General features: G+C 44.5%; 19 protein-coding genes. 13 read left to right on the top strand and 6 right to left on the bottom strand.

Going from position 1 to position 22637, the window contains the following annotated elements:
* The first annotated feature begins 73 nt into the window (after positions 1-73).
* The 11 genes from INE92_RS10605 (at position 74) to INE92_RS10555 (ending at position 16785) form a co-directional block, all read left to right on the top strand.
* Positions 74-724: a CDP-alcohol phosphatidyltransferase family protein gene (locus tag INE92_RS10605; RefSeq protein ID WP_009040796.1), complete on the top strand. Its 651-nt coding sequence runs from the start codon at positions 74-76 to the stop codon at positions 722-724.
* A gap of 153 nt (positions 725-877) precedes the next feature.
* Positions 878-1795, top strand: coding sequence for a phosphoinositol dihydroceramide synthase (locus tag INE92_RS10600; RefSeq protein WP_004326585.1), 918 nt, complete (start codon positions 878-880; stop codon positions 1793-1795).
* 108 nt (positions 1796-1903) lie between these two features.
* Positions 1904-2914, top strand: a complete 1011-nt coding sequence (locus tag INE92_RS10595; RefSeq protein ID WP_032851591.1) for a lysylphosphatidylglycerol synthase transmembrane domain-containing protein — start codon at positions 1904-1906, stop codon at positions 2912-2914.
* Between the two features lie 133 nt (positions 2915-3047).
* On the top strand, positions 3048-4220 hold the full coding sequence (locus INE92_RS10590) for an iron-containing alcohol dehydrogenase (protein ID WP_004314277.1): 1173 nt from the start codon (positions 3048-3050) through the stop codon (positions 4218-4220).
* Positions 4221-4439: 219 nt separating this feature from the next.
* Entirely contained in the window at positions 4440-7577 is a 3138-nt protein-coding gene (locus INE92_RS10585) for a SusC/RagA family TonB-linked outer membrane protein (protein ID WP_195436031.1), read from the top strand.
* Positions 7578-7585: 8 nt separating this feature from the next.
* Positions 7586-9145 (top strand): RagB/SusD family nutrient uptake outer membrane protein, encoded by a 1560-nt coding sequence (locus INE92_RS10580; protein WP_004304210.1) that lies wholly within the window; start codon positions 7586-7588, stop codon positions 9143-9145.
* Positions 9146-9157: 12 nt separating this feature from the next.
* Positions 9158-9883, top strand: a complete 726-nt coding sequence (locus INE92_RS10575) for a DUF4843 domain-containing protein (RefSeq protein ID WP_004314272.1) — start codon at positions 9158-9160, stop codon at positions 9881-9883.
* Positions 9884-9892: 9 nt separating this feature from the next.
* Entirely contained in the window at positions 9893-11533 is a 1641-nt protein-coding gene (locus INE92_RS10570; RefSeq protein ID WP_195436025.1) for a PKD-like family lipoprotein, read from the top strand.
* A 55-nt stretch (positions 11534-11588) separates the two neighbouring features.
* Positions 11589-12545: a fimbrillin family protein gene (locus INE92_RS10565; RefSeq protein WP_004314313.1), complete on the top strand. Its 957-nt coding sequence runs from the start codon at positions 11589-11591 to the stop codon at positions 12543-12545.
* Positions 12546-12587: 42 nt separating this feature from the next.
* Positions 12588-15155 (top strand): zinc-dependent metalloprotease, encoded by a 2568-nt coding sequence (locus INE92_RS10560; RefSeq protein WP_074705543.1) that lies wholly within the window; start codon positions 12588-12590, stop codon positions 15153-15155.
* A gap of 274 nt (positions 15156-15429) precedes the next feature.
* The gene (locus tag INE92_RS10555) at positions 15430-16785 is read left to right on the top strand and encodes an ATP-binding protein (protein WP_004314315.1); all 1356 of its coding nucleotides are present in this window, start codon (positions 15430-15432) and stop codon (positions 16783-16785) included.
* A gap of 128 nt (positions 16786-16913) precedes the next feature.
* Here the strand turns inward: INE92_RS10555 and INE92_RS10550 are convergent, their stop codons facing one another.
* The 5 genes from INE92_RS10550 to INE92_RS10530 all read right to left on the bottom strand — a co-directional run bounded on the left by INE92_RS10550 (position 16914) and on the right by INE92_RS10530 (position 20585).
* Positions 16914-17363, bottom strand: coding sequence for an N-acetylmuramoyl-L-alanine amidase (locus tag INE92_RS10550; RefSeq protein WP_015532968.1), 450 nt, complete (start codon positions 17361-17363; stop codon positions 16914-16916).
* 72 nt (positions 17364-17435) lie between these two features.
* Positions 17436-17729 (bottom strand): hypothetical protein, encoded by a 294-nt coding sequence (locus tag INE92_RS10545; protein ID WP_008648736.1) that lies wholly within the window; start codon positions 17727-17729, stop codon positions 17436-17438.
* 121 nt (positions 17730-17850) lie between these two features.
* Positions 17851-18345, bottom strand: coding sequence for an HU family DNA-binding protein (locus INE92_RS10540; protein WP_015532967.1), 495 nt, complete (start codon positions 18343-18345; stop codon positions 17851-17853).
* 189 nt (positions 18346-18534) lie between these two features.
* The gene (gene dnaB / locus INE92_RS10535) at positions 18535-19914 is read right to left on the bottom strand and encodes a replicative DNA helicase (protein WP_004314319.1); all 1380 of its coding nucleotides are present in this window, start codon (positions 19912-19914) and stop codon (positions 18535-18537) included.
* A gap of 47 nt (positions 19915-19961) precedes the next feature.
* Entirely contained in the window at positions 19962-20585 is a 624-nt protein-coding gene (locus INE92_RS10530; RefSeq protein WP_004314320.1) for a hypothetical protein, read from the bottom strand.
* Positions 20586-20668: 83 nt separating this feature from the next.
* Between INE92_RS10530 and INE92_RS10525 the strand changes: the two genes are divergently transcribed.
* The gene (locus INE92_RS10525; RefSeq protein WP_004314321.1) at positions 20669-20932 is read left to right on the top strand and encodes a hypothetical protein; all 264 of its coding nucleotides are present in this window, start codon (positions 20669-20671) and stop codon (positions 20930-20932) included.
* A 155-nt stretch (positions 20933-21087) separates the two neighbouring features.
* Here the strand turns inward: INE92_RS10525 and INE92_RS10520 are convergent, their stop codons facing one another.
* Positions 21088-21357 carry a DUF4248 domain-containing protein gene (locus INE92_RS10520; RefSeq protein WP_004300655.1) on the bottom strand — a complete coding sequence of 90 codons (270 nt, stop codon included), beginning with the start codon at positions 21355-21357 and terminating at the stop codon, positions 21088-21090.
* Between the two features lie 202 nt (positions 21358-21559).
* Between INE92_RS10520 and INE92_RS10515 the strand changes: the two genes are divergently transcribed.
* Positions 21560-22504 carry a tyrosine-type recombinase/integrase gene (locus INE92_RS10515; RefSeq protein ID WP_004314322.1) on the top strand — a complete coding sequence of 315 codons (945 nt, stop codon included), beginning with the start codon at positions 21560-21562 and terminating at the stop codon, positions 22502-22504.
* Positions 22505-22637: the final 133 nt, after the last annotated feature.

The raw sequence follows: 22637 nt of genomic DNA, 5'->3' as shown, positions 1-22637 counted from the left end.
GAAAGAATTAGATATATACAGATTGAGAAAACAGAAGATTTAGATAAAAATAGCTATAAACAGATTTAAACAGATGAATTACAGAGATTATTTACAACAGTTGATTTATAAGATTATCAATCCCCTGATACGCGGAATGATTAAAATAGGAATCACTCCTAACTTTATCACCACTACCGGATTTATCCTGAATGTAGTAGCGGCAGGTATGTTTGTATATGCCGGCATATATGGCGGACAGAACGATTTGGCCATTATCGGCTGGGCAGGAGGTGTGATTTTGTTTGCCGGACTGTTCGATATGATGGACGGACGTGTAGCTCGCCTAGGCAACATGAGTTCCAAGTTCGGTGCGCTTTACGATTCAGTACTCGACCGTTATAGTGAATTGATGACTTTCTTTGGTATCTGTTACTATTTATCAATGAAAGATTATTTCCTTTATGCACTCATTGCATTTGTGGCACTAATCGGCTCACTGATGGTAAGCTATGTGCGTGCCCGTGCCGAAGGCTTAGGAATTGAATGTAAAGTCGGATTCATGCAACGTCCGGAACGCGTAGTGCTGACCAGTCTCGGAGCTTTGTTCTGTGGCGTTTTCAAAGATATCACCGTTTTCGAACCAATCCTGATTATGATTGTTCCTCTGGCTTTTGTTGCCCTGTTTGCCAATATCACGGCATTTGCTCGTGTGAGACATTGCTACAAAGTGATGAAAGAATGAATTAATTTACTGTTGGACGATTTACTATTTACATCGTACATCCTAAATAGTACATCGTAAATAGTCCAATAGTAAATAGTCCAATAGTAAATAGTCTAATAGTAAATAGTCTAGTTGTCTAATCAAAACATTATAATGATAAAGAATATTCAAATGCCGTCGAAGAGAGAAGCCCTGACTGTGACAGTCATTATGGCTCTTTTCCTTTTGCTGACAAGTATCTTCATCGGGCTTCGTTCCGAGCACCTGTTAATGGCGGTACTCTATTTAGTTTTATTTTTTGCCGGATTACCTACTCGTAAGTTGGCTGTGGCCCTGTTACCTTTCGCCATTTTTGGAATCTCGTATGACTGGATGCGTATTTGCCCCAACTACGAAGTGAACCCGATTGATGTGGCCGGACTGTATAATCTCGAAAAGTCTCTTTTCGGAGTAATGGATAATGGTCTTCTGGTTACTCCTTGCGAATACTTCGCTGCACACAACTGGCCGATAGCGGACGTTTTTGCCGGAATCTTCTACCTTTGTTGGGTTCCCGTTCCCATCCTGTTCGGTCTTTGCCTGTATTTCAAGAAAGAAAGAAAAACCTACCTTCGCTTTGCGTTAGTATTCTTGTTTGTCAATTTGATTGGTTTTGCCGGTTATTATATTCATCCGGCCGCTCCGCCTTGGTATGCCATCAACTACGGTTTCGAACCGATATTAAACACACCGGGTAATGTTGCAGGATTGGGACGCTTTGATGCATTCTTCGGAGTAACCATCTTTGATTCTATCTACGGGCGTAATGCTAATGTTTTTGCGGCAGTGCCTTCACTGCATGCGGCCTATATGGTAGTTGCATTGGTGTATGCCATTATTGGTAAATGCAGGTGGTATGTGGTTACTCTTTTCTCTATTATCATGGTCGGCATTTGGGGAACAGCTATTTATTCATGCCATCATTATATCATTGATGTATTACTTGGCATCTCTTGCGCGTTAATCGGTTGGCTGGTATTCGAATACATATTGATGAGAATCCCGGCGTTCAAAAGATTCTTCGAAAGATATTATACGTATATAAAGTAAGATTATATGTGAATAAAGTGAGATATATACCCATACAAAAAGCAAGTATATACTCATATAAAAGCAGATATATACCCATATAAAAAATAGATATAAGTCTCACAAATAGTGAAGAACAAGTACCGTAATATATTTCTCGCTTTTGGTATCATTGCCGTTCTGATAATGATATTCACTTTTGATATGGATTATCAGGAGCTTTGGCTGAATTTGAAGCGTGCAGGGGTATATTTACCTTTGGTTTTGTTGCTATGGCTGTTTGTCTACCTTATTAATACAGTATCGTGGTACATCATCATCCGTAGTGGTGGTAAGACGGGGTTTTCATTTGTCCGGCTCTACAAATTCACAGTAACAGGTTTTGCGCTTAATTACGTGACTCCTGTTGGGCTGATGGGAGGCGAACCATATCGCATTATGGAGCTGAAACCCTATATAGGAATAGAACGCGCCACCTCTTCCGTGATTCTTTATGTGATGATGCATATCTTTTCCCACTTTTGCTTTTGGTTAAGTTCAGTGTTGCTTTACGTTTGTCTCTATCCGGTGGGGTGGATGATGGGGATAATCTTAGGAGCTATTACTGTCTTTTGCTTGCTGATTGTTATTCTTTTTATGAAAGGCTATCGGCAGGGGATGGCTGTGGCTTTTGTCCGTATGGGTGGTCGTATTCCTTTTCTGAAAAAGAAAGTATTTCATTTTGCAAACGCGCATAAAGAGAAGTTGGAGAATATAGACAAACAAATTGCCCTTCTCCACCAACAAAAGAAACAAACCTTTTATAGCGCCCTCTTACTGGAATATACCGCCCGTGTAGTCAGTTGTCTTGAAATATGGCTGATACTGAACGTGCTGACCACCCATGTCAGCTTTGCCGACTGCTGCCTGATTGCGGCTTTCTCTTCTTTACTTGCTAATCTGCTGTTTTTCCTGCCTATGCAATTGGGAGGTCGTGAAGGTGGCTTTGCCCTCGCCGTAGGCGGCCTTTCCCTTTCCGGAGCTTACGGAGTCTATGCCGCTTTGATTACCCGTATACGCGAAATGGTCTGGATTGTAATCGGACTTGTACTAATGAAAGTAGGAAATTTTAAACAATCAAAAGAAAGATATTCTGCTTAAATTTATAACTTTGTCTGATCTATAAAGACTCTTATGAAGGGCTCTATAAAAGAACTTATAGAAAAACTTGTCAAAGGAGTTCTATTTGGATCTATAGAAAAGACTGACGAAAAGACCTATAAAGAAAACGACAATGAATAATTTTATCTTTTACAGCCCTACTGAATTCGTGTTCGGTCGGGATACGGAAGCGCAGACCGGAGTGTTAGTACAGAAATACGGTGCACGCAAAATAATGATTGTTTATGGTGGCGGTTCCGTGATACGTAGCGGCTTGTTGGCCCGTGTTGAGAAATCATTGCAGGAAGTAGGTATTCCCTATTGCATGCTGGGTGGTGTACAGCCTAACCCGATAGACACGAAAGTGTATGAAGGAATCGATCTCTGCCGGAAAGAAAACGTAGACATGATGCTCGCCGTTGGTGGTGGCTCTGTGATTGATACGGCGAAAGCCATTGCAGCCGGAGTTCCTTACAACGGAGATTTCTGGGATTTCTACATCGGAAAAGCCATTGTGACGAAAGCATTGAAAGTAGCCGTTGTGTTAACGATTCCTGCTGCCGGAAGCGAAGGTTCCGGTAACACCGTCATCACGAAAGTCGATGGCTTACAGAAATTAAGCCTCCGTGCTCCCGGTGTACTACGTCCTGTTTTTGCCGTGATGAACCCCGAGCTGACCTACACACTTCCTCCTTTCCAAACCGCCTGCGGCATTGCCGATATGATGGCACACATCATGGAACGCTATTTCACCAACACGAAAGATGTAGAAATAGGCGATCGCCTGTGCGAAGGTACCCTGCTTGCCATCATCAAAGAGGCAACTACCGTCATGAAAGACCCCGAAAACTACGGAGCCCGTGCCAATCTGATGTGGTGCGGAACGATCGCCCACAATGGAACCTGTGGTGTAGGTTGTGAAGAGGACTGGGCTTCCCACTTCCTCGAACATGAAATCAGCGCCATCTATAACGTGACTCATGGTGCCGGACTCTCCGTAATCTTCCCTGCCTGGATGACATGGATGACAGAACACAATGTGGATAAGATAGCCCAATACGCCATCCGAGTGTGGGGAGTGGCAGAATCAGACGATAAAAAGGCGGTAGCCCTTGAAGGAATTTCCCGTCTGAAATCCTTCTTTACTTCCATCGGCCTGCCTGTGACCTTCAAAGAACTTGGCATTGAGAATCCCGACATCGACCGCCTTGCAGATAGTCTGCACCGGAATAAAGGTGAATTGGTAGGCAACTATGTCAAATTAGCGAAACAGGACAGCAAAGAGATATACCGTCTGGCATTATAAAAAAACAGATATAACCGACAGCTGCATCATTTGCCTTTTGATAGAGGATAAATGATGCAGTTATTCTTTTTGCTATTGATTAATACCTAAACAGAAGCAAAAAGATTTTGCTTTAATTATATTTTGGTATAATAGTTGTGTAAAATACCTAAAATTCGTGATTGCTCCGTCTATCATATAAGAATACTTTTGCGGGTGTAATAACTATATATATCCGTTATGCAAAAGCTAAATTCCGGGGCTTTGAATAGAATCTTATTGTTTGTATACATTTTATCACTATCTACTAATGCAATAGCCCAAAACAAAAATAATTCAAAAGAGACATATCTTCTTCCTCCACACGGAAATTGTGTTTATGGCCGGGTGATTGAGAAACTCTCTAAAGAACCGATGGTAGGAGTGACGATTCGTTTGGATGGTCATTCTACTGGTGTAATTACCGATATAAACGGTTGCTATGTATTGACCCTGCCCGAAAAAGGCGGTCTGGTTATCTATTCCTACATCGGTTTTGAAACCCGTAAAATCAAAGTCACTTCCCGGCAGAAAGTCGATGTGCAGATGGTAGAAGCTACCGAAAGTATTCAGGAAGTGATTGTAACCGGCTATAACTCCATACAGAAAGAAAGTTTCACTGGAAATACCACAAAGATAGAGAAAGAAGACCTGTTAAAAGTCAACCCGAACAACCTGATTTCGGCCATTCAGACTTTCGATCCCTCTTTCAGAATACAGGAGAATCTGGCTGCTGGTTCCGATCCCAACAGCCTGCCTCAATTCGTCTTGCGTGGTCAGACCGGTATCGGAGAAACGACACTTGGGCAGACCTCCACCTCCTCCATTTCGCGGGAAGTGCTAAGCGGTAATTCCAACCTGCCTATCTTCATACTGGACGGCTTTGAAGTCGATGTAGAAAAGATATACGACCTCGATATGAATAGCATCCACAGCATCAATATCCTGAAAGATGCTGCCGCCACTGCCATGTACGGTTCACGTGCGGCCAACGGAGTAATTGTCATTGAACGGCGTGCGCCCGAAGCCGGAAAGTTCCGTGTACAGTATTCCGGAGTACTTTCTGCCGAACTGCCGGATTTATCCTCCTACAATCTGATGAACGCCCGTGAGAAGCTGGAAACCGAACGCCTGGCAGGACTATATGACAGCAACACCCCGGAAATAGACCCCTATACCAACGGTTACTACCAACGACTCAATAATGTACTGACAGGTGTCGATACCTATTGGCTTTCTCAAGGACTGCGCACGGCTCTGAACCATAAACACTCCGTTTTCATAGACGGTGGAGAAAACGACGTGCGCTGGGGAGTGGAACTGGGATTCAGAGGAACGGAAGGAGTGATGAAACACTCTTCCCGTAAGAATGCCAATGCCGCTTTTTATGTAGACTACCGCATTGGCGGACTACAAATAAAGAACAAAGTGACCTACACTTATAACAAAAGCACAGATGTCCCCTTCAATTCATTCAGCGATTACTCCCATTTACTTCCTTATATGCGTCTGTATGATGAAAATGGCGATTATGTGCGCCGTCTCGAAAAGTTCGACGGGGCTAGCGGCACACAAGTAAATCCACTGTACGAAATCAACTTCTACAACAGCTTCGACCATTCCGGTTATGATGAAGTAACCGATGATCTTAGTCTGAATTGGCGTATCACCGACGGTCTGCGTCTGCGCGGTCAGTTTTCCGTCCTGATGAGAAATTCTACCGGTGATCTGTACAAAGATCCCGCATCGGCCAGTTATTCAGCCAGTACAGGCAACATCAATGGTGAAAAAACAGAATCCACACAAAAGAGAACAGTGATAGACGGAAGCCTGTCACTCATGTACAACAATACCTTCAAGGGACACAATCTCAATATCTGCTTGTCCTCCAACATGAGACAAACGCAGAGCACTGCTTCCGAAACACGTTACCGGGGATTCCCTGGTGGCGACCTTGTCTCTTCAAACTATGCGGCAGAAGTATACGGAAAGCCCAGCAGCTCCGACAATACCACCCGCTTGGTAGGAGCCTTGCTTACTTCCAACTACACCTATAACAATATCTATCTCGCCGACCTTACAGGACGTATCGACGGTTCTTCCGAATTCGGTTCCGATAAAAGATGGTCCATGTTCTGGTCAACAGGAGCAGGAATCAACATTCATAATTATGATTTTATGAAGTCGAATGAACTCTTTTCCATGTTGAAGTTCCGTGTCTCCTACGGACTGACCGGAAAGACCAACTTCTCCCTCTATTCGGCCAAAGATATGTATCAGCTGCAAACAGACAGCTGGTATCCCACAGGCTACGGTGTATTCCTCTATCAGATGGGAAATCCGAACCTGAAATGGGAACGTAAATACACCCTCGACTATGGAGTTGAAATCGGACTGTGGCACGATAAAATCTATCTGAAAGCCTCTGCCTACGACGAGCGTACCATCGACCTGATAACCGATTATACCATCCCTTCCTCTACCGGATTCACCTCCTACAAAGAAAACATGGGAAAGGTGAAAAACACCGGCGTCGAACTGGAACTGCGGGCACGACTTTACAGTGACAGAAACTGGCTCTTCCAGCTCTACGGCAGCTTTGCAAGAAACAAAAACACGATTATTGAAATCTCCCAGGCAATGCGCGACTATAATAAAAGAGTGGAAGAACTGTTCAGCGGATATAACCCCGAAAGCAGCTCCGATTCAAAATATGCTAAAACATACCTGAAATATTACGAAGGAGCCTCTCTGACCTCTATTTACGGGATGAAGTCATTGGGAATCAGCCCCACAAACGGCAAAGAAATCTACCTTCGCCGGAATGGTGACGTTACCGATGTATGGTCTGCCGACGAATGGACCATTATTGGCGATACAGCTCCCAAGGGACAAGGCTCATTCGGTTATACCCTGTCCTATAAACAGTTATCCATGTTTGCTTCTTTCCTCTATACTTTTGGTGGAGATGCTTACAACAATACCCTCGTCTCCTATGTAGAGAATGCCGACATTAAAAATGACAATGTAGATAAGCGGGTATTGCTCGACCGTTGGCAGAAACCGGGAGACATAACCACCATGAAAGATATTCGTGACCGTAATGTCACCACCGGCGCATCTTCGCGTTTTGTACAGAAAAACAATACCCTGCAATGGAGTTCATTGACAATGAGCTACAATTTCCGTCCCGAACAATTAAAGAAACTCCATCTGTCCGGCCTGCGTCTTTCGTTCACGATGAACGACCTGTTCTATTGGTCTACCATCCGTCAGGAACGGGGACTGGATTATCCTTATTCGCGTTCATTCAATCTGACTACTAACATCATATTCTAACCATACAAATGAAGAAACTAATCAGCCATATACTAATAGCCCTGACAGGAATGTTAGCCGTTTCCTGCAATGCCTGGCTGGACGTAACACCAGAAAATGCGATAGCCGACGACGATCTGTTTTCCACCGGTTTCGGCTACCGGAATGCCCTGAATGGTATCTACACCAATCTGGCGTCCGACGAACTTTACGGTAAGCAACTAAGCTGGGGATTCCTTAGTGCCATCTCCCAGCAATACAATCAAAAGGCGGGAACCATCTCTCCGATGTATGCCGACGCTTCCGAACTTATCTATAACACGGTCGACACCGAACCCGTCGTGACAGCTATCTGGGAAAAAGGCTATAAAGTGATAGCCAACCTGAACAAGCTCATCGAGAACATCCGGCCCACGGACATCTCTTTGTTCGAATACGGAGAAGAAGAGAAAAACCTCATTTACGCCGAAGCCTTGTCATTAAGAGCCATGATGCATTTTGACCTACTTCGCTTGTTTGCTCCTGCAACGGCAACCAATCCTTCGGGCGCCTATCTTCCTTACCGCGATAAATACGAAGCCGCAGTGGTAGAAAAATGTACCGTTACCGATTTTATCGAGAAAGTCCTGAAAGACCTGCTCGAAGCGGAAGACATTCTGCGTAAGTTTGACACCGAATACCATCCCGAAGCGATGTACGCTTCACAAATGTACGAACCTACTCCCGAATGGAATGCCCGCTACCGCTTCAACTCCGGTTCCTATATAGACGATATGGGAGCATTCTTCTGGTATCGTGGCATCCGCTTCAACTATCTGGCATTGCTGGGGTTGAAAGCCCGTGTCTGCATCTATGCCGGTCCTGCCTACTACAAGAATGCCGAGACAGCCGCCAAAGAACTTTACAACACCTATTACCAGCAGAAACGGTGGATAGGCTTTACAGAAGGAGAGAACATTACCTGCAATCTCAATTCCCGATATACAAAAGTCTCCCACGACATATTGTTCGGCTTGTACAAGAAACAGCTGGCTACGGATTATGAACAGGCCGTATGGGGCTCTTCCTCTTCTTCGTCAACCACCCGTTTGCCGTTGGCAAATATCCCTTCCCTGTTTGCTTCGGACAATACGGGCGTATATACCGACTATCGGCTCACCTACCTGATCGGGACTACCAATGAAACCCAGTCGAAGTATTACACACTGAAGTATAACCCTTCCGTAGAATCAGTAGTAGAAGCAATGGAGAATCCGATGATACCAGTGATCCGGTTCAGTGAAATCTGTCATATCCTGGCGGAGATCAGTAGCTATAATGGCAAGATAACCGAAGGAATCAACTACCTCGAAACAGTTCGAAAAGCCCGTGGAGCTGAACGTACCCTTAGTCTGACAGTCAGCACCCGTGAACAACTGGATGCCGAAATACTGCTCGATATACGGAAAGAAATGATAGGCGAAGGTGGAACCTTCTACACCTACAAACGGATGAACCTCTCCACCGTGCCCGATTCCGACGAGGAAGGAGAAATCAACATGACAGGTTCTTATGTACTTCCATTGCCTACCAGTGAAACAACCAACTAATGCCCGGATAAGATGAAACGAATATTGACATATACCATCTTCTGCCTGCTGTTCGTTCTCACCTCTTGCAGTGAAGAGCAGCTGGACGTTTATAATGGAGACAATTACGTCTATTTTACTTACATGAGCGATAAGTCTCCACAGAAAATAACATTCAACTTTGCTACAGATGCACCCTTGCTTCGAGAAGGAACCGTGAAAGTGAAAATGACACTTCTTGGCTACCTGCTCGAAGAAAATGCCACCTGTGATATTTCCGCAGTGGGAGAGAAAAGCACCGCCCGTTCCGGCATCGACTATGCCCCTTTGACCTCCGGCATCTTCCATAGCGGACTGGCGGAAGACACCTACGAAGTCACCGTCTATCGCAATGAAGACCTGCTCAACACAGACTACACCCTTACCCTTTCACTGGATGCAGTGGAAAACTGTCTGGTGGGTCCGGCAGAATACAAACACGTCACGATTCAAGTGACCGACCGGATTTCCCAACCTGTTTGGTGGAACCAGAGTTCGGCAGCCAATCTGGGTACTTATTCGGATATGAAATACCGTGTTTTTATCATTTTCATGGATGGTGAGATACTCGAATCATTGGATAAATACACCGGTATTGAGTTTGTCAACCTGATAGCCGACTTCAAGGCCTGGTGGAAAGACCAGTGGCAGCAAGGCAATTACCAATATTATGATACAGACGGAGTGACACCGCTGTATGAAACCATTCTCGATAACTGATAATAAATTATGAAGCGAAAAACAATACTATTCATTTCAATCCTGCAGCTTCTCATGATAACCGGCTGTTATGACGATTTGGGAAACTATGACTATACAAACTCTACCAAAGTTTCTTTTGTGAACTCCGCTTCATCGGACTACACGTTTATGGTAGGCGACCTTTTCGAGATGGATGCGCCCATCAACTTCTCAACGGACATCGGGAATGTTGATGAACTTTTCACCGTTCAATGGTATCTGAACCGTGAACTGATCTACACAGGTTATCATCTGAAGTATCAGTTCGAAAAAGGCGGAACGTACGAACTGATACTGAAAGTCATCAATAAGGAAACGAATGAAACATACATCAGCAATAAATATACCTTGACGGGAAAGAACAGTTTCGACTGGGGCTGGATGATTCTCTCCAACAAAGGAGACGGAAAATCTTCTTTATCTTTCATCAATCCCGGCCTCCGGGCTACGCACGATGTAGAAAACATCATCGAAGATGGTCTGGGTACAGACCCGCTCGGGATCTATTACTATTATGTATTAGGCTCTATCTCCGGTTCCTACGTGTCAGGTTTGCCGAAAATCCTGATAAATCAGGGTAGTGGAAGTGTCACGCTAGATGGCAATTCGTTGCAAAAAGACATGTGGCTTGCCCACGAATTTGAAAACCGTAAAGAGCCGGAAGGCTTGAAGATAATGGACTTCGCATTCAAGGAAGAATATTACGTGATTTGCTCCGAACAGGGGGAAGTGTATATCCGTGCCGTAGGCACTGACAATAAAGCGATTCCTTATTACGGGAAGTACGGCGCCATGCCGTATGAGTTTGAGGGAGGTAGCCGTATCACCTGTTTCGCACCGTTCCACAACGTCACTTATTGGTGTGCCGACGAAGAACGTTGTATCTTGTATGATGAGCAAAATGCCCGTTTTATCGGCATTACACATTATCCGCAGTGGGGAGCAGTTTATACTCCTGCCATCGTCTACTTCAAAACATACGATCAGGATTTGGAAGTTCCCTCCGGTGTGTTGCGGGTGAACAATATGGGAGCGGGAACCCGCTGCCTGGCAATAGGGGCTTACGAAAAGAAAGATGTAGCCTCCAACGGCGGGCTGACATTTTGGTCAAACTACGTGTCGCTGATTGACGTGCAGGGAACCGGAAATTATGATTTGCACGAGTTTGCCGTAAAAGACATGGATAATAACTCTCACCTGATAACCGGTACGGATCAATACGGATTCAGCGGCAGCTCCTTATTGACTCCGCAAAGTGTCATTAAGATGTCCTCCAATTTTGAAAAGACCCCTTATTTCTACTTTACCGATGGAGATAAGAATCTCTATATATACAGTATGCAGATGCGCAGCCATATGCTGGCTTACACAGCAGGCAGCCGTATCACCGGCATCAGTGGAAGTCCTGTTGTTTGTGAGTTTTATGGCTATGGGGGAAATAGCACTGATCCGAATTTCCGGCTGGCACTTTCGCAGGAAAATGGGGATATCGCCATCATCGATGTAAACACGAGCCAGATGGTACGTCTCTTCGAAGGTTTTGCTCCCGATTTGGAATTGAAGACTTTTAGCGGGTTTGGCGATGTGAAAGGCATGGTATGGTGCACGAACTATGAAGGAGAATATTAATTGGAAAAAGAAAATAACCTATCAGTAAATAATTAATCATTTAAACGAGAAAAGTATGAAAAATAGACTGTTTTATTTTGCTGCTTGTGTAGCTTTAGTATTGTCTTCAGTAAGTTGCAGCAGTGACGATGGTGAAGAAGAAGATGCAGATATTCCCGTAGTGGGGAAAATTGCTGTTTCCGGTGCTTATAATGTGTATTCCCATGGAAGCCAGGGATGGATTGAAGCGGACAAGATAGGAATATATGTGTTGTCCGATGGCAAACCGCAGGATAACTTGCCGTATGCTCCGTCGGAAGTAGCGGTGGCTACTACTACAGAATTGGATGGTAAAACGTATATAGTATATGATCGTGATAGTCGTGTGACTGAAGATATTACGCTGAATCCTTCTTCCGAACTTGCTGCAGGATTTAAGGGTGGCGATCACACTATTTATGCCTATACGCCCTATAACGCAGCTTCACAAGATTATAAGGCTGTCGCTTTGCCCAACTTAGCTGTGCAGGAGTATTATGAATCAGAGTTTATGCCGCATCGTAATTATAGCTTTGCTTATGCTTCGGCTACTACATCTAGCTATTCTGCTGCAACTGTTTCTTTGGGAGAATTCAAACCATTGTTTTCTCAAATCACTTTACCGGGTGCGGGATGCCCGGATTCTTTTGTCGGTAAGAAATTTACTAAAGTGGTGGTGAGCTGTGACCATCCGATTGCCTACGAAGATGGAGCAACTGTAGATTTGTCGACAGGTAAAATTTCCGGTACTCCGATAAACAGTATTACTTATAATCTTCCTAATGGCGGCTTCGAGATAACTGCCGGGTATTTTGGTGCCAGTTTGGAGACCTGTTATATGATGATTGCCGTACCTTTTGAAACAGGGCTAACTTATACCTATAATTTTACTTTGACAATTGATGGACAGGAATATACTATTTCAGGCAAACCGAATGAAAAGATGTCTAGTATCAACAACTTAAATATGTATGGCATTGCCGGTATCGAATAATTATTATCTTTGTATCTGTATATAAATATTAAAAAAGAAAGCATGAAGAAATTAGTTTCAATTCTGATGATTCTGGCAATGATCGTTCCATTGGCCGGAGCACAATCGACGGACATCTTCAAGAAAAAGAAGAAAAAGAAGAGCAAGACGGAAGCGGTGGATAAAGCCAAGGCTGACTCCATTGCCAAGAGTAAGAAAGATGCTCTGCAACCTTACGCAAAAGTAATCACCGGCAAAGCCAAAACAATGGACGGCTTTTTTAAAGTGCATTACGTAGATGGTAAATATTTCTTCGAAATAGCCGACTCTCTTTTCGGACGTGATATTTTGATTGTGAACAGAGTTGTGAAAGCACCGGTAGACGCGCAGAAACGTAAAGTAGGCTATCCGGGAGATTACATCAGCGACGAAGTGATCCGTTTCGAGAAAGGACGCGGCGACAAACTGTTCGTGCGTGAAATCTCTTATCTCGAACATTCTGCTGATACACTGGGTATGTATCAGGCCGTATTGAACTCCAATGTTCAACCCATTGTGGCCACCTTCCCGCTGAAAACTGTCCGTAAAGAAGGAGAAACTACCAACTATGTGATCGACATGACCGACTATATCCGTAAGGACAACGAAATGTTTTCATTCACCAGCCGGGTGAAAGACAACATCGGAGCGAGCAGCATGGTAGACGACGCCAGTTATATCGACACACTGAAAGCCTTTCCGCAAAACATCGAAATACGTACCGTGCGTACCTTCCAGCGGAAGAAAGGAGGAGGCAGTGGACTTGAGAAACTGCTGGCAGCTTTCTTTGCCACCTCTACCACTCCGTTGACTTACGAACTGAACAGCTCTATGCTATTACTTCCCAAGGAACCGATGAAACCGAGATTGCACGACGACCGGGTAGGTTACTTTGCTGTGAGCTATAAGGATTTTGACGAGAATCCGCAAGGAGTGAAGTATAAAGCGAATATCACCCGCTGGCGTCTCGAACCCAAAGACGAAGACCGCGAGAAATACCTGCGTGGCGAATTGGTGGAACCAAAGAAACCGATTATCATTTATATCGACCCTGCCACTCCGAAGAAATGGGTTCCGTACCTTATTCAGGGAGTGAACGACTGGCAAGCCGCTTTTGAGAAAGCAGGATTCAAAAATGCAATCTTCGGCAAAGAAGCACCGACGGACGATCCTACCTGGAGCTTGGAAGACGCCCGCCATTCGGCTATCGTGTACAAGCCTTCCGATATTCCGAATGCAAGCGGACCTCACGTGCACGACCCTCGCAGCGGTGAAATTCTTGAAACGCATATCAACTGGTATCACAATGTGATGAGCCTGCTTTACAACTGGTACATCGTGCAGGCAGGAGCCATTGATCCGGGAGCACGCAAACCGATGTTCGACGATGAACTGATGGGCGAACTGGTACGTTTTGTATCTTCCCACGAGGTGGGACATACATTAGGACTGCGTCATAACTTCGGTTCTTCCAATACCGTCCCGGTAGAGAAACTTAGAGACAAAATATGGGTGGAAGCCAACGGTCATACACCGTCTATCATGGACTATGCACGCTTCAACTATGTGGCACAGCCGGAAGACAACGTTTCACGTTCGGGAATATTCCCCCGTATCGGTATGTATGATAAATGGGCGATTGAATGGGGCTATCGTTGGATGCCTGAATATGAAACGGCGGAAGCCGAAATACCTCACTTGAATAAGTGGATCATTGAGAAGCTGCGGGAGGACAAACGCTATACGTTCGGAACGGAACTCGACAGAAACGATCCCCGCAACCAGAGTGAAGATTTGGGAGATGATGCCATGCTGGCAAGCTCGTATGGAATCAAAAACCTGAAACGTGTGATGCCTGAAATCATGAACTGGACTTATGAACCGAATGAGGGTTATATGAAAGCTGTCCGTTTGTATCAGAATGTGGTGGGACAATTCGACTTGTACATGGGCCATGTGGCTACCAATGTGGCCGGTATCTACCACAATCCGATTTCTGTGGAACAGACAGACATGAAAGCGGTGGAATATGTTCCGAAGGATATTCAGAAGAAAGCGGTCGACTTCCTGAACAAGGAACTGTTTACCACACCGACCTGGCTGATGGATGATAAACTGTCCGAAAGAACTGGTATCAATACTTTCAATTCGATCTACCGTGTACAGAGCAGTACATTGAAACAACTGCTTAGCAGCCGCACACTTGATAAGATGACGGACAACGAACTGGTCAACGGAGCGAAGGCATACACAGCCAACGATTTGTTCCGTGATTTGAAGAAGAGTATCTGGAGCGATATGCAAGGAGGAAAGAAACCGGATGCTTCCCAACGTAGTTTGCAAAAGACTTATGTCAATGCGTTGATTGGAATGCTTGATAAACCGAAGAACAGTTCCGGTTCGCTCGGAAGTCTGGGTGGTTATTCGCTCGTAGCTTTCGATTTCCCTTCTGAAGCACCGACTATTGCACGCGGACAGTTGACTGATCTTAGAAGAGACCTGACCAATGCGGCAAATGCTTCCAGTGGAATATACAGAAGTCATTATCTGAACTTGAAAGCGTTGATTGATGCTGCATTCGACGTGAAGTAGAAAAATAATTTACGATTAAGTTCATTTACGATTAGACGATTTACGATGTACGATTGGAGTTAGTACATGGTAAGTCGTCTAATTTGTAGATTAGCTGATTGTAAATACGTTCTTTTTGCCCCATATTTACGACAGTATTAGGTGGCTTTGCCCCATTTTTGAAACATGAACGATAGACTTTTTCCCCATCTTTGAAACAAAATCAATGGTATTTTGCCCCATCTTTGGAAATTCTTTATAACTTTGTTGCTGAAAATCAATAAATTTGTGGTTTATGTTTAAAAGAGATATCTTATTTCATCTGGAAAGATGGAAAGACGATACGCATAGAAAGCCTTTGATATTGCGTGGAGCAAGGCAAGTCGGTAAAACAACGGTAGTCAACGAATTTGGAAAGCAGTTTGACAATTACCTGTATTTGAATTTGGAGAAACGGGAGGCAGCATCCTTGTTTGAGTTGAATGTATCTCTAAAAGATTTGATGCCTTTATTTTTTGCACATTGTGGAAAGATAAGGAATGAAGGAACTATATTACTTTTTATTGATGAAATTCAAAATTCAGCAAAGGCAGTAGCGTTATTACGCTATTTCTATGAAGAATTACCTGATATTTATGTAATTGCTGCCGGTTCATTATTAGAAAACCTGATAGATGTACGTGTTTCATTTCCGGTGGGAAGGGTGCAATATATGGCATTGCGTCCTTGTTCATTTCGCGAGTTTCTGGGTGCTGTTGGAGAAGAACCTTTATTATCCGTTTTAGATAAGCCTGAAATCACTCTCGCTTTCCATGATCGTTTGATGTTATTGTTTAATATCTATACGTTGATTGGAGGTATGCCGGAAGTTGTGCAACTCTATGCGGAGCGCAGGGATATTTTATCCTTGGAGTCCACTTATGAAACTCTTTTGCAAGGCTACCGGGATGATGTGGAAAAATATGCTTTGGGAAAACAACTTCCGGAAGTGATTCGCTTTATATTAAAAGAAGGATGGCATAAAGCTGGACAAATTATAACTTTAGGAGGATTTGCTGGTTCGTCTTATAATGCTCGGGAAGTGGGAGAGGCTTTTCGTTTATTGGAAAAGGCGATGTTGCTGGAATTAGTTTATCCGACTACGGCAACGGAAGTTCCGGCCACTCCTGAAATAAAGCGTATGCCCAAACTGGTCTGGTTAGATACAGGATTGGTGAATTATGCGGCACAAGTACAGAAAGAGGTTTTGGGAGCAAAAGATATAATGGATGCTTGGCGTGGTATGATAGCGGAGCAGATTGTAGCGCAAGAACTGTTGACACTGACAGATAAAGTCAGTCAGAAACGTTGTTTCTGGGTGCGTAATAAAAGTGGTTCTAATGCAGAAGTCGATTATGTGTGGGTGCAGGATTCTATGGTTTATCCCATTGAAGTCAAATCAGGGCATAACGCCCACTTGCGTTCCTTACATTCTTTTATGAATCACTCTAATCAGACTGTTGCAGTCAGAATATGGTCGCAGCCTTATGCTGTGGATGAGGTAAAGACGGCAGACGGAAAAGAATTCAAATTGATAAATCTACCTTTTTACCTCGTTGGAAAATTAGACAGCATATTGCGTCGGTTTGAAACAACCTTTGATAACGCGTAGTCTAGCAAAATCATAAGTTAAAGATTAGGCACGGATTACATAGATTTCACGGTTAGTGCTATGCTTGTACAAAGCAACCGTGAAATCCGTGTTATCCGTGCCTAAATTATAATAAAGCTATTTTTTTTTTAGACTTTATCCCAATCCGTTTCAGCATTAAAACAGGGACAGGCCTTGATCCATTCTTCCGGTTCTATTTCGCCGTTTCCGTTCAGGTCGGGACTTAGATCCCGATGTCCGCAGATCCGGCAATTCGGATAATCTTTCAATAAAGCGAGAATCAATACCCGGAGCGAATGTTTCTGCCATTCGGTACGGGTATCTTTCGGTTGTCCTTTGCAATCGAGTCCGCCCTCATAGCAGATACCTATACTTTCTTTGTTGAAACCGCGGCTGTGCGCACCAATTCGTTCTATCGGACGGGTAGATTTTATATCCCCGTTCTTGCGGATATAGAAATGATAACCCGTTCCGTTGAATCCTCGTCTGCGATGACAGACGTCCAGGTCATATTCTGTGAAACTCTTGTCTTCGCGCGTAGTGGAGCAATGGATTACTATCAGGTTTATAGTTCTCATGAATGGATTAAATAGATTGAATAGGTTCTGTAAATTGCACAGGTTCCATAATTTGCATTAATTGAATCATTATCATGCCTCTGCTGCACTACGTTGTGCACATTCCTTATTAATACATTGTAAGGCAGCAGCCTGTGCCAGCTGATCTCTTAATGAGAATATCTCCGTATGCATCTCTTTCACTTTCGAGCTAAGGTCGAAATAATCCTTCAACACTTTTTCCAATTGCTGCATCAGAAAAGTATATTGGTCTTTCACCAGTTCGCTGAACTCTTTTACTTCTTGCGCCATTACTTTGCGCTTTTTGCGATTACTGCCCAGAAAGGGCAGGATCGTCATAATGATCTCTATGATTTTATCGAGCATTTTAATAAATTGAGGATTGAAAATTGAGAATTAAAAAATAAATGTAGAAGAAAACAGAAACCGCATGGAGAGTAACTGTAGAAATCACTCTGTAATACCCATGCGGCACTGTTTTTAATGATTAAGCTGCCGGGTCCGGAGCTTCTCCGCTTCCACCGCTACCGCTGTTTCCACCATCCGCGTCTTCTCCGTCACCCTTTCCGGCCAGGATGAAATCGACATTATTCTCGCCTCGGGTAGTGGCATGACTCGTATTCACCAGCTGAAGTGCCTTGTCTGCCACAAAACGAACATTTACTCTGCGGATATTGCGCACCGTGCAATCCTTCTCCTTTTCCGCCCCTTCGCTGCTCAACGTGATATGGAACGTGCCCAATCCGTCGATCTTCACCTTGTCGCCCTGGGTAAGCGACAGGCGCAACTGATCAACAAAAGCCTCGATGGAATGCTTCACATCTCCTGCTGTAAGCGATGAGTTCGCTTCGATGGCATCGGCCAGCTTGTTGATGTCCATCACTCTCACTGTACCCGATTTCTGGCGTACATAATACAACATCTGTGAATCCGGCTGATTCACATACTTTCTGCGCTGATAGCGCTCCACTAATACATTCATACAATTAAAAAAGTTAAGGTTTAAGTAATAATATTTTCTGTCCTTGTTGACATTACAAATATACGAAATTTGAAAGGGAAAGTCAAGTATTTTGCTATTTATTTTATATCAATAATGAAATAAAAAAAGAAATTCCATACAGCTATATATTGTAATATAAAATTGTATGGAATCGGGGTGAATCTGTATCTATTTAGCATGTTTCAGCATGTATTCCAGCGGTGGGACGTATTCGGTGATTTTTGTCATTGCCGAATTATGCCTGAAGTATACGTTTCCCGTCTCTCCGTTGCGTTGTTTGGCTATGATTGCTATGCCTAGTTCTTCGGTAGGGTAACCGCTTTCGCGGTCGGTTGTTATTCGTGCGAGGGCGGGGCGGTAGAGTAATATCACGACGTCCGCATCCTGCTCGATTGCGCCACTTTCGCGGAGATGTGCCAGTTCGGGGCGGCCTGCGGGGCGGTTTTCCGATTCGCGGTTTAGCTGGCTAAGCAGTACCACCGGTACGTTTAGCTCTTTGGCCAGCAACTTCGCTTTGCGGGTGGCTTGTGCCACTTCCTGTTCGCGGTTGCGGTTGTTTTGGCCGGTTGTCATGTCGCAGAGTTGCAGGTAGTCTATAATGATCGCGTCGCACGCATGTTGGCTTTGCAGCAGTCGCGCGCTGGATCGTACGTGTTCCATGTTGACCGAGGTGCTGTCGTCTACGTGTATCGGCAGACGTTTGAGGTCGGCGGCTGCCGTGCGTGCCTCTGCAAGCTCTTGCGGGCTGACGGTTCCCGACCGCCAATGGCGGGCACTGACTTCGCTGGCTGCTGTCAGCCATCGGTCGGCCAGTCTTTCTCCTTGCATTTCGAGGCTGTAGACGGCTACGGCATGTCCTGCCATGGCTGCGTTTCGTGCCAGATGTAGTGCGAATGCCGTTTTTCCTACGCCGGGACGGGCGGCGATTACCACTAGTTCGCCGTTTTGGAGTCCGGACGTCATGCGGTCCAGGTCTGCCAGTCCGGTAGGGATGCCGGTCACTCCGTTTATGTTGTTGGCAATACGTCCTTCGGCTTCGGTCATGGTGGCGGTCATCAGTTCATCCATGTCCCGCATGTGGTTGTTGTGGCCGAATTCGCCTTCCAGACGGTCGAGCAGGTTGTGCGCGTCCATCAACGAGTCGTCGATGTCCATCGTTTCGTCTAGCGAGCAGGCGAGTAGTTTGTTGAATCCCAAGGTCATTTCGCGTCGTAGATATTTCTCGTGTACGATCTGCGCGTGATATTCGAGGTGGGCGGAAGTCGCCACTTTGCTGCTCAACTGGGTGATGCCGAACGCTCCGCCCGCCTCTTCGAGCTTTCCGCGGTGGGAAAGCTCTTCTTTTACGGTGAGGATGTCTATTTTCATTCCGGCGTGGTACATAGCCAGTATGGCGGCGTAGATCAGTTGGTGGCGCAGGACGTAGAACATTTCGGGGCGCAGCTTGTCGGCTATCAGTGGTATAGCCCTCTGCTCTATCAGGCAGGCGCCGATGATGGCTTCTTCTATTTCGGGAGCCTGTGGTGAAACTCTGTTTTCGGTATTCATAATCAGTGTTTGTTTAATCAGTCTTCGTTTAATTGGGATTCGTTTTATCAGTATTCGTTTAGGAAAGCTTTGTTGGATAAATAGCTGGCGGCGTGGAGCAGGTAGTTGATGTTTGTTTGGTGGAAATAATAATCTTCTACCTTGTCGATGGCGAGTTGCTGTTCCTTGTCGCTTAATTTTTTCCATTCGCGTTGCGCTTTGGCGATGTTTTCTTTGGGAAGCTGCGTGATGCTGTGAAACTCATTCCAAAACAGGCGGAACTTCTCGTTGACGGCTTTCTTTTTCTGCTTGCCGCTGTCGGGGGCTCCTACCCATTTGTCGTATTCGACGACACGGATATGCAGGGACGAGTTGTTGGGATGGGGGACGATTTCGATGATCCCCAGGATGGCAAGGGCGTGTATGAATCGGAAGGTTTTTCCGACAGACCAGCGGAAAATGCGGCTCCAGTCGCGGTAGCTGAACATGCTTTCGCCTCTTTTGCACAGGTAGTCTTTGTGCTGCCGGTCGCTGTATAACGTGTCCGAATAGTTTACTTTCATCAGGATTTTCAGGAGCGCTTCTATTTCTCCGGCTTCTATGTTCGGGTCTTCTATCTGTTGTTGTAGCAGGGCTTTGGGGATAATGAGAAAACCATGTTCCATCATGGCTTCAAAATTGAAATTGTTCATTGGGTTATCGTTTTAAATTTCTGTAAAGGTACGCCGTTCTTGTGCGATGCGCAAGGGGTGTGGTTCCGTGCGGACGGGTGTGGATGAATAAAGGGTGCCGCGATGCGCAAATGGCTGTTTTTTTCTTCTTTCATGAAGCCGGGGAAGGAGTGGGGATGGAACGAATGCTCTGTTGGTGGTTGGCGGAGCTTCTGTTGGTGGTTGGTGGAGCTTCTGTTTGTGACTGGTGGAGCTTCTGTTGGAGAAAAAACAAAGCCTTCGTTTGGGGGGATTCGAAGGTCTTGTTTGTAGTGAAAAAACGGTCATTTTTGCCTAACGCTTTGTGGAACGCTTTTTTCTTTCTGTAAATAGCTGTATGATTGGTAGTTATCTTCGTTTTGAAAAAAGTGATGAACGCAAAGTGGAATACATAATAAACAATAAAAGATAAATGATATATTTAAAAATATATAGTTCGATTTTCCTTTTATTTCTTGTCCGTGTTTTCGTTTTCTGTTACGCGCTAAACGTTTGTCGGCAAGTCAATGTGGGGAGGTCCCCAGTGTCGGTAGATGATTAGCTGCATTTCAGGACTGACATCGATTGTTTGGCTGGTGTAATACGCAGCAACCAGTTGTTCGTTCAATGTCTTGTTTGCTTTAATGCGTTTGCGCATTTTTTTGCTGGCGGAAGAAGCGTTTGCCAGATCGGGAAAATACTCCTTCGCCAATTCGGAGAAATACTTGAATCCATTAATGCTGTAGCGTTCGGCAGCTGGTTCATTGTTGTTCATAATTTTTTTATACTTTAAATGGTTAAAATAATATGTTGTTTGAAAAATTGCGCAAATGTATGAAATTTACTTTGATGATTAATGTAAATGTTTTAGTTTTTATTTTTTAGATTTTATGTATGTAAATTTTTGAAGATATATTTTTGTATTTTACTAAAGTAAAATGTGGGAAAAGTAAATATTAATTATTAATTTATTTTTAATGAAAAAGGAAAGTTTTACTTTGTTTATGAAACAAGTGGCTGTTGATTTGCAGCAGAGTGGAAATTTAGGGACTGCTCATGTATACAGAAGTACGTTGAATGCGATTCTTACTTTTCAGGGTTCCGATCGTTTGTCGTTTCGGGAAATCACTCCGGAGTGGCTGAAGCATTTTGAGGGTAGTCTTCGTGCACGTGGGTGTAGTTGGAATACGGTGTCTACGTATCTTCGCACGTTGCGTGCGGTTTACAATCGCGCTGTCGATCTTCGGAAGGCATCATACGTGCCGCATCTTTTTCGCTCCGTATATACAGGTACGCGGGCAGACCGCCGTCGGGCATTGGATATGGAGGATATGAAGAAGGTATTTGCCCGTCTGTTGCAGTCGGACGCCATCACTCCTGCCATGAAGGGGGCGCAGGAGTTGTTCATTCTTATGTTCTTGCTTCGGGGACTGCCTTTTGTCGACTTGGCTTATTTGCGCAAGAGTGATCTCCGGGGAAATGTGATTAGTTATCGTCGTCGTAAAACGGGACGTCCGTTGTCTGTGACGTTGACGACGGAAGCGATGTTTCTTTTGCAAAAGTATATGAATCGGGAGGAACAGTCGCCTTATTTGTTCCCGATTCTTCATAGTGACGAAGGTTCGCCAAAGGCGTATAGGGAATATCAACTGGCATTGCGCAATTTTAATTATCAGTTGGAATTATTAGGAAAGGCATTGGGACTCAAAGACCGGTTGAGCTCGTACACCGCCCGCCATACCTGGGCTACGACTGCGTATTATTGCGAAATTCATCCGGGTATTATTTCCGAAGCGATGGGACATTCGTCCATCACCGTGACAGAAACTTATTTGAAGCCTTTCCGAAATAAGAAAATTGATGAAGCAAATATGCAGGTACTTGATTTTATAAAACGATCTGTGGTCGGCGTAAGTGCTTGATTTTTATTCTGTTACTTTGTAGGTAACGGGTTGAAATATCGGTGCAAATATGAGCATATTTCTTAAAACAACCAAACGAAATCATACATTTTTTCTAATAAACTACTCAAAACAGGAATTAAACAAATAAAAC

This window comes from Bacteroides xylanisolvens (assembly GCF_018289135.1).
GTDB classification, from domain to species: domain Bacteria; phylum Bacteroidota; class Bacteroidia; order Bacteroidales; family Bacteroidaceae; genus Bacteroides; species Bacteroides xylanisolvens.
The sequence above is the reverse complement of the archived record's forward strand: the minus strand, read 5'-3'. Positions and strand labels throughout refer to the sequence as shown.